A 7,918-nucleotide genomic window follows, 5' to 3' on the forward strand; every position below is an offset into this window, starting at 1 on the left:
GGAGCGCTCCCACCCCCTCTCTCCCTAGCTTGATCCGATGCGGTGTCACCACCAGCGGATTCGCATCGATCCCCACTCACGGAGGCCCATTTCATGCATCTGTTCCCCATCAAAGCGGGAGCGCTCCCACGCTTCCGGAGACGGATCGCCGCTCTGGTGTTACTCAGCCTGGCGGCCGGGACGACCACCGCACTGGCGGCCTCCCCCGCCCTCGCGGCGGTCTCCTGCGATGTGACCTACACCACCAACGACTGGCAGGGCGGCTTCACCGCCAACGTGACCGTCAAGAACCTGGGTGACCCGCTGACCGGGTGGACCCTCGGGTTCGCCTTCCCGACGAGCACCCAGAGGGTCTCCCAGGGTTGGAGCGCCACCTGGGCGCAGAGCGGCCAGAACGTCACCGCGAGGAACCTCGACTGGAACGGCAACCTGGCCACCGGTGCCTCGACCAGCATCGGCTTCAACGGCAGCTGGTCGGGTTCCAACCCCAAGCCGACCTCCTTCACGATCAACGGCACCACCTGTGGGGGGACCACCCCCGTCAACCAGCCGCCCACCGCGAGCATCACCAGCCCGGCGGCCGGGGCGACCTTCACCGCGCCCGCGACGGTGGCGATCGCCGCGAACGCGACCGACAGTGACGGCACCGTCTCCAAGGTCGACTTCTACAACGGCACCACGCTGCTGGGCACCGACACCACCGCCCCGTACACCTACAGCTGGGCGAACGTCGCCGCCGGAAGCTACTCCCTCACCGCGAGGGCGACCGACGACAAGGGGGCGACGACCACCTCCAACCCGGTGGGGATCACCGTCACCGCCAACTCGAACCCCGCCGTGCTCGTCACCCCGGCCACGATCGCCGTCCCCGAGGGCGGCACCGCCGACCTCGCGGTGAAGCTCTCCAGGGCCCCGTCCTCGAACGTCACCGTGACGACCGCGAGGACGAGCGGTGACACCGACCTCACGGTCGCCTCCGGCGCGTCGCTGACCTTCACCAGCTCCAACTGGAACACGGCGCAGACGGTGCGGCTCGCGGCGGCGGAAGACGCCGACCAGACCTCCGGCACCGCGGTGTTCACCTCCAGCGCCCCCGGCCACACCTCGGCCACCACGACCGCCACCGAGGTCGACAACGACTCGGGCGGCGGCGACAACGAGTACATCCAGCGCTTCGTCACGATGTACAACAAGCTCAAGGACCCGGCGAACGGCTACTTCTCGCCGGAGGGCGTGCCCTACCACTCCGTCGAGACCTTCCTGGTCGAGGCGCCGGACCACGGGCACGAGACCACCTCAGAGGCCTACAGCTACTACCTGTGGCTGGAGGCGGCGTACGGCAAGGTGACCGGCGACTGGACCAAGTTCAACGCCGCCTGGGCCTCGATGGAGAAGTACATCATCCCGGCCACGGCCGACCAGCCGACCAACGCCTCCTACAACCCGTCCAAGCCCGCCACGTACGCCGGCGAGTGGGACGACATCAAGCAGTACCCGTCCAGGCTGGACAGCGGCGTGAGCGTCGGCGTCGACCCGATCGCGAACGAGCTCAAGACGGCCTACGGCACCAGCGACATCTACGGCATGCACTGGCTGCTGGACGTGGACAACACCTACGGCTTCGGCCGCTGCGGTGACGGGACCACCAAGCCCGCGTACATCAACACCTACCAGCGCGGTCCTGAGGAGTCGGTCTTCGAGACCATTCCGCAGCCGTCCTGCGACACCTTCAAGCACGGCGGCACGAACGGGTTCCTGGACCTGTTCACCGGCGACAGCGCGTACGCCAAGCAGTGGAAGTACACCAACGCTCCCGACGCCGACGCCCGCGCCGTCCAGGTCGCCTACTGGGCGCACACCTGGGCCACGGAGCAGGGCAAGGCCTCGCAGGTCTCCTCCACGATCTCCAAGGCCGCGAAGATGGGCGACTACCTTCGCTACGCGATGTACGACAAGTACTTCAAGAAGCAGGGTTGCACCAGCACCTCCTGCCCGGCCGGAACCGGCAAGGACAGCTCGGCCTACCTGCTGAGCTGGTACTACGCCTGGGGTGGCGCCTACGACACCTCCGCCGGCTGGTCCTGGCGGATCGGCTCCAGCCACAACCACTCCGGTTACCAGAACCCGATGGCCGCGTGGGTGCTGTCCAGCGTGGACGCGCTCAAGCCCAAGGGCGCGACCGCCGTGCAGGACTGGACCACCAGCACCAAGCGGCAGATGGAGTTCTACCGCTGGCTCCAGTCGAGCGAGGGCGCGATCGCCGGTGGCGCCACCAACAGCTGGCAGGGTCACTACGCGGCCCCGCCGTCGACGCTGCCCACCTTCTACGGGATGGCCTACGACTGGCAGCCGGTCTACCACGACCCGCCGTCCAACCAGTGGTTCGGCTTCCAGGCGTGGTCGCTGGAGCGGGTCGCGGAGCTCTACTACGCGACCGGTAACGCCGACGCCAAGCTCGTCCTGGACAAGTGGGTCAAGTGGGCCACCGACAACACCACGATCAACGCCGACGGGACCTACCAGATCCCCTCGACGCTGATCTGGACCGGCCAGCCCAACACCTGGAACCCGAACAACCCCACGCCCAACACCAACCTGCACGTGAGCATCAGGGACTACACGACCGACGTGGGCGTGGCGGGCTCGTACGCCAAGGTGCTGATGTACTACGCGGCCAAGTCCGGTGACGCCACGGCCAAGGCCGTCGCCAAGGGTCTGCTCGACGGCATGTGGCGTAACAACCAGGACGCCAAGGGCGTCTCGGTCGTCGAGACCAAGGCCGACTACAACCGCCTCAACGACCCGGTCTACGTGCCCCCGGGCTGGACCGGCAAGATGCCCAACGGCGACGTGATCAACTCCAACTCGACCTTCCTGTCCATCCGGTCCTTCTACAAGAACGACCCGGACTGGCCGAAGGTGGACGCCTACCTGAAGGGCACGGGCCCCGCCCCGTCCTTCAACTACCACCGGTTCTGGGCGCAGGTGGACGTCGCCGTCGCCCTCGCCGAGTACGGCCGCCTCTTCCCCTGACCACCCGCCCCCCGGGTCCGGCTCTCCCCCGGGCCGGACCCGGGCTCTACCCCCTGAGACCTCGGGGCGTGACGGTACCCCTGACCTGCCGTCACGCCCCGAGCACCACCTCCGAGAGGCGCACCCCCCATGAAGAAGACCCTGGCGGCGCTCGCGCTGCTGGCGTTGGCGGCCGTGCCGGTGACGGTGTCCGCCACCGGCGCCCAGGCCGCGGCGCCCGCCTTCGCGTACGGCGAGGCGCTGCAGAAGTCCCTCTGGTTCTACGAGGCCCAGCAGTCGGGACCGCTGCCGAGCTGGAACCGCGTCAGCTGGCGTGGTCCCTCCGGGCTCGGCGACGGCCAGGACGTCGGTCGTGACCTGACCGGCGGCTGGTACGACGCGGGCGACCACGTCAAGTTCGGCCTGCCGATGGCGGCCAGCGCGACGATGCTGGCCTGGGGCGCGGTGGAGTACCGCGACGCGTACGCCTCCTCGGGGCAGCTCACCCACCTGCTGAACAACCTCAGGTTCGTCAACGACTACTTCATCAAGGCCCACCCGTCGGCGAACGTGCTGTACGGGCAGGTCGGCAACGGCGGCAAGGACCACGCCTGGTGGGGCCCCGCCGAGGCGATGCAGATGGAGCGGCCCTCTTACAAGATCGACGCCTCGTGCGGGGGATCGGACCTGGCCGGCGAGACGGCGGCGGCGATGGCGGCCTCCTCGATCGTCTTCCGTCCGACGGATCCGACGTACGCCGACACGCTGCTGACGCACGCCAGGCAGCTCTACACCTTCGCCGACACCGTGCGGAAGAAGTACAGCGACTGCATCACCGACGCGTCGGGCTACTACCAGTCGTGGAGCGGCTACAACGACGAGCTGGTCTGGGGCGCGATCTGGCTGTACCGGGCCACCCAGGAGGCCTCCTACCTGACCAAGGCCGAGTCGTACTACGACAACCTCGGCACCGAGCCGCAGTCCACCATCAAGTCCTACAAGTGGACGATCGCCTGGGACGACAAGTCCTACGGCGCCTACGTGCTGCTGAACAAGCTGACCGGCAAGCAGAAATACCTCGACGACGCCAACCGCTGGCTCGACTTCTGGACGGTCGGCGTGAACGGGCAGCGGGTGAAGTACTCCCCCGGCGGCCACGCGGTGCTCGACAGATGGGGGTCGCTGCGTTACGCGGCCAACACCTCGTTCGTCGCGCTCGTCCACTCCGACTCGATCACCGACGCGACGCGGAAGGCGCGGTACCACGACTTCGCGGTCAGGCAGATCAACTACGCCCTCGGTGACAACCCGCGCAACTCCTCGTACATGATCGGGTTCGGCGCGAACCCGCCGAAGAACCCGCACCACCGCACCGCGCACGGCTCGTGGACCGACCAGATGACCAACCCGGTCGAGACCCGGCACACCCTGTACGGTGCCCTCGTCGGCGGCCCGCCCGACCCCGACGACAAGTACACCGACAAGCGCGACGACTACGTGATGAACGAGGTCGCCACCGACTACAACGCGGGCTTCACCAGTGCCCTCGCCCGCCTCTACCGCGAGTACGGCGGAGCCCCCGCCGCGAACTTCCCCGTCGCCGAGACCCCCGACGGCCCCGAGATCTTCGTCGAGGCCGGGGTGAACGCCACGGGCTCGACGTTCACCGAGATCAAGGCGATCGTGAGGAACCAGTCGGCCTGGCCGGCGCGCGCGCTGACCAACGGCTCCTTCCGCTACTACTTCACCCTCGACGGCGCCACGACCGCGAGCCAGGTCTCCGTGACGTCCGCCTACAACCAGTGCAAGGCACCGACCGGGCCGACCCTGCTGTCCGGGAAGACCTACTACGTCACCGTCGACTGCTCGAACACCTCGATCGCCCCCGCGGGCCAGTCGCAGCACCGGCGCGAGGTGCAGTTCCGCATCGCCAGCACCGGGACGTGGGACCCGTCCAACGACTGGTCGTACACCGGTATCCCCACCACGCCGGGCGCGACCCCGGTGCGGACGCAGAACATGACGGTCTACGCGGGCACGACGAAGATCTGGGGCAACCCGCCCGGTGACGAGCCGGCGGACACCGTGGCGCCGTCGCGGCCGGGCAAGCCGGTCGTCTCCGCGATCACCGGCAGCGGCGCCACCCTGACCTGGACGGCCTCGACCGACAACGTGGGCGTCGTCGGCTACGACGTCTACCAGGGGACGACGAAGGTCGCCACCGCCACCGCCACCTCCCACACCCTCACCGGGCTCACCCCCGCGACGGCCTACACCGTCTCCGTGGTGGCCAGGGACGCGGCCGGCAACTCCTCCGCCGCCTCCGAGAGCACCGCGTTCACCACGACGGCCTCGCAGAACGACACCGAGGCGCCGTCACGTCCCGGCAAGCCGGTCGTCTCCGCGATCACCGGCAGCGGCGCCACCCTGACCTGGACGGCCTCGACCGACAACGTGGGCGTCGTCGGCTACGACGTCTACCAGGGGACGACGAAGGTCGCCACCGCCACCACCACCTCCCACACCCTCACCGGGCTCACCCCCGCGACGGCCTACACCGTCTCCGTGGTGGCCAGGGACGCGGCCGGCAACTCCTCCACCGCCTCCGAGAGCACCGCGTTCACCACGACGACGGCCCCGGTGGGCGGCTGTACGGCCACGTACACGGTCACCAGCAGCTGGCAGGGCGCCTTCCAGGGTGACGTGACCGTCAAGAACACGGGCACCTCGGCGATCACCGGCTGGACGGTGACCTGGAAGTTCCCCAACGGTCAGACGATCAGCCAGCTCTGGAGCGGCACGCACACCCAGACGGGCGCGGACGTCTCCGTCAAGAACGCGGCCTGGAACGGGGCCCTCGCTCCGAACGCCTCGACGTCCTTCGGGTTCACCGCGTCCCAGAGCGGCACCAACGGCGTCCCCACCCCGGTGAACTGCACCACCGGCTGACCTTCGATCCGACCGTCCCCGCCCCGATCCTCCGCATCGACCTCCGACCGTCCGCACCGCGAACCGGCACCCCGCTCCGACCGTCTCCACCACCCGCCGGCACCTCGCACCGACCCCGCGCACCACGAACCGACTCCCGTCAGCCAGGCGTCCGTCTCTCCCCCACGGACGCCTCCTCACCCCCGGCCGGGCGCGACGACCCCTCCGCCCGGCCGGGCACCCCCCCAACCGAGGTAGGTCATGCGAATCAGACTGGCGCTGCTCCTGGCGCTCCTTCTTCCGTTCGTCGTCTCCATACCGCCCGCCCACGCCGCCGTAGGTCTCCGCGTGAGCGGTACGCGGATCCTGGAGGCGAACGGCAACGCCTTCGTCATGCGGGGAACCAGCCACGCGCACACCTGGTACCCGACCCAGACCGGCTCGTTCGCGGGCATCAAGTCGCTCGGCGCGAACACCGTCAGGGTGGTGCTCAGCGGCGGCCGGTGGACCGCCAACGGCGCCTCCGACGTGGCGAACGTCGTCTCGCTCTGCAAGCAGAACAAACTCATCTGTGTCCTGGAAAATCATGACACCACCGGGTACGGCGAGCAGGCCGGCGCGTACACCCTCGACCAGGCAGTGGACTACTGGATCAGCGTCAAGAACTCGATCGTCGGCCAGGAGGACTACGTCGTCCTCAACATCGGCAACGAACCCATCGGCAACAACGCGACCACCCCCGGCTGGACCCAGGCCACCTCGGCCGCGATCGCCCGGCTGCGGAGCAACGGGTTCCAGCACCTGATCATGGTCGACGCGCCGAACTGGGGCCAGGACTGGAGTTTCACCATGCGTGACAACGCCTCCACGGTCTTCGCCGCCGACCCGCAGCGCAACACGGTCTTCTCCGTCCACATGTACGGGGTGTTCGACACGGCCGCCGAGGTGACCTCCTACATGCAGGCGTTCCAGACCGCGGGGCTGCCGCTGGTGGTCGGCGAGTTCGGCTTCGACCACTCCGACGGCAACCCGGACGAGGACACGATCATGGCCCAGGCCCAGGCCAGGGGCATCGGCTACCTCGGCTGGTCCTGGAGTGGCAACAGCGGCGGCGTCGAGTATCTCGACCAGGTGACCAACTTCAACGTCGCCAACCTCACCCCCTGGGGACAGCGCCTGTTCAACGGGGCGAACGGCATCGCGCAGACCTCCGTCGAGGCCACGGTCTACGGTGGCACCACCACCCCCGACACCCAGGCGCCGACCAGGCCCGGCACACCAACCGCCTCGGAGATCACCTCGACCGGTGCCCGGCTGTCCTGGACCGCCTCCACCGACAACCGCGCGGTCACCGGCTACGACGTCTTCCGTGGCACCACCAAGCTCGGCTCGTCCGCGACCAACTCGATCACCCTGACCGGGCTCACCCCGCAGACCGCCTACAGCGTCACCGTCGTCGCCCGCGACGCGGCGGGGAACACCTCCGTCGCCTCACCGGCGGCGACCTTCACGACCACCTCGACCCCGCCGAGCGGCTGCACCTCGACGTACCAGACCACCAACCACTGGCAGGGCGGCTTCCAGGGCGAGGTCACCATCCGCTGCACCTCGGCCGTCACCGGCTGGCGGACCGTCCTCACCTATCCCTCGGGGGTGAACATCAGCCAGGCGTGGAGCGCCACCCTCTCCGCCGCCGCCCCGGTCTTCACCTTCACCAACGCCGCCTGGAACGGGTCCATCCCGGCGGGAGGGTCCACCACCTTCGGCTTCATCGGCAACTGGTCGGGCACGGGCACCCCGCCCACCCCCACCATCTCCTGAACCGTCTCCCAGCGGTACCCCGAGGATTCCCCGCCCGCGTCCGCGACTCCCGGCAGCGGACCGGACGGTGTTTGGCCCGGCAAACGGGGGGGGACACCGCGCCCCGGGGGGGGGGGGCAAACCCGACCCGGGGGGAAGGGCGAGCCGCCCCCCCCCG

Annotated in this window: 3 protein-coding genes; all 3 read left to right on the forward strand. The window is 69.1% G+C overall.

The genetic code is table 11. The annotated features are described in order from the left end of the window. Positions 1 to 93: 93 nt before the first annotated feature. The 3 genes from AB0B90_RS02635 (at position 94) to AB0B90_RS02645 (ending at position 7,761) form a co-directional block, all read left to right on the forward strand. A complete protein-coding gene (locus tag AB0B90_RS02635; RefSeq protein ID WP_350943133.1) occupies positions 94 to 3,033 on the forward strand; it encodes a glycoside hydrolase family 48 protein in 2,940 nt (979 codons plus the stop codon). 129 nt (positions 3,034 to 3,162) lie between these two features. Next, a complete protein-coding gene (locus AB0B90_RS02640) occupies positions 3,163 to 5,961 on the forward strand; it encodes a glycoside hydrolase family 9 protein (RefSeq protein ID WP_362920351.1) in 2,799 nt (932 codons plus the stop codon). Between the two features lie 240 nt (positions 5,962 to 6,201). Next, complete coding sequence (locus AB0B90_RS02645) at positions 6,202 to 7,761, forward strand: cellulase family glycosylhydrolase (protein WP_362920353.1); 1,560 nt, start codon at positions 6,202 to 6,204, stop codon at positions 7,759 to 7,761. Positions 7,762 to 7,918: the final 157 nt, after the last annotated feature.

Source organism: Streptosporangium sp. NPDC049078 (genome assembly GCF_040648855.1).
Classification (GTDB): Bacteria; Actinomycetota; Actinomycetes; order Streptosporangiales; family Streptosporangiaceae; genus Streptosporangium.

Bases quoted from the DNA above. Each gene is read 5' to 3' on its own strand.
- AB0B90_RS02635 (WP_350943133.1), top strand. From the start codon at position 94: ATGCATCTGTTCCCCATCAAAGCGGGAGCGCTCCCACGCTTCCGGAGA.
- AB0B90_RS02640 (WP_362920351.1), top strand. From the start codon at position 3,163: ATGAAGAAGACCCTGGCGGCGCTCGCGCTGCTGGCGTTGGCGGCCGTG.
- AB0B90_RS02645 (WP_362920353.1), top strand. From the start codon at position 6,202: ATGCGAATCAGACTGGCGCTGCTCCTGGCGCTCCTTCTTCCGTTCGTC.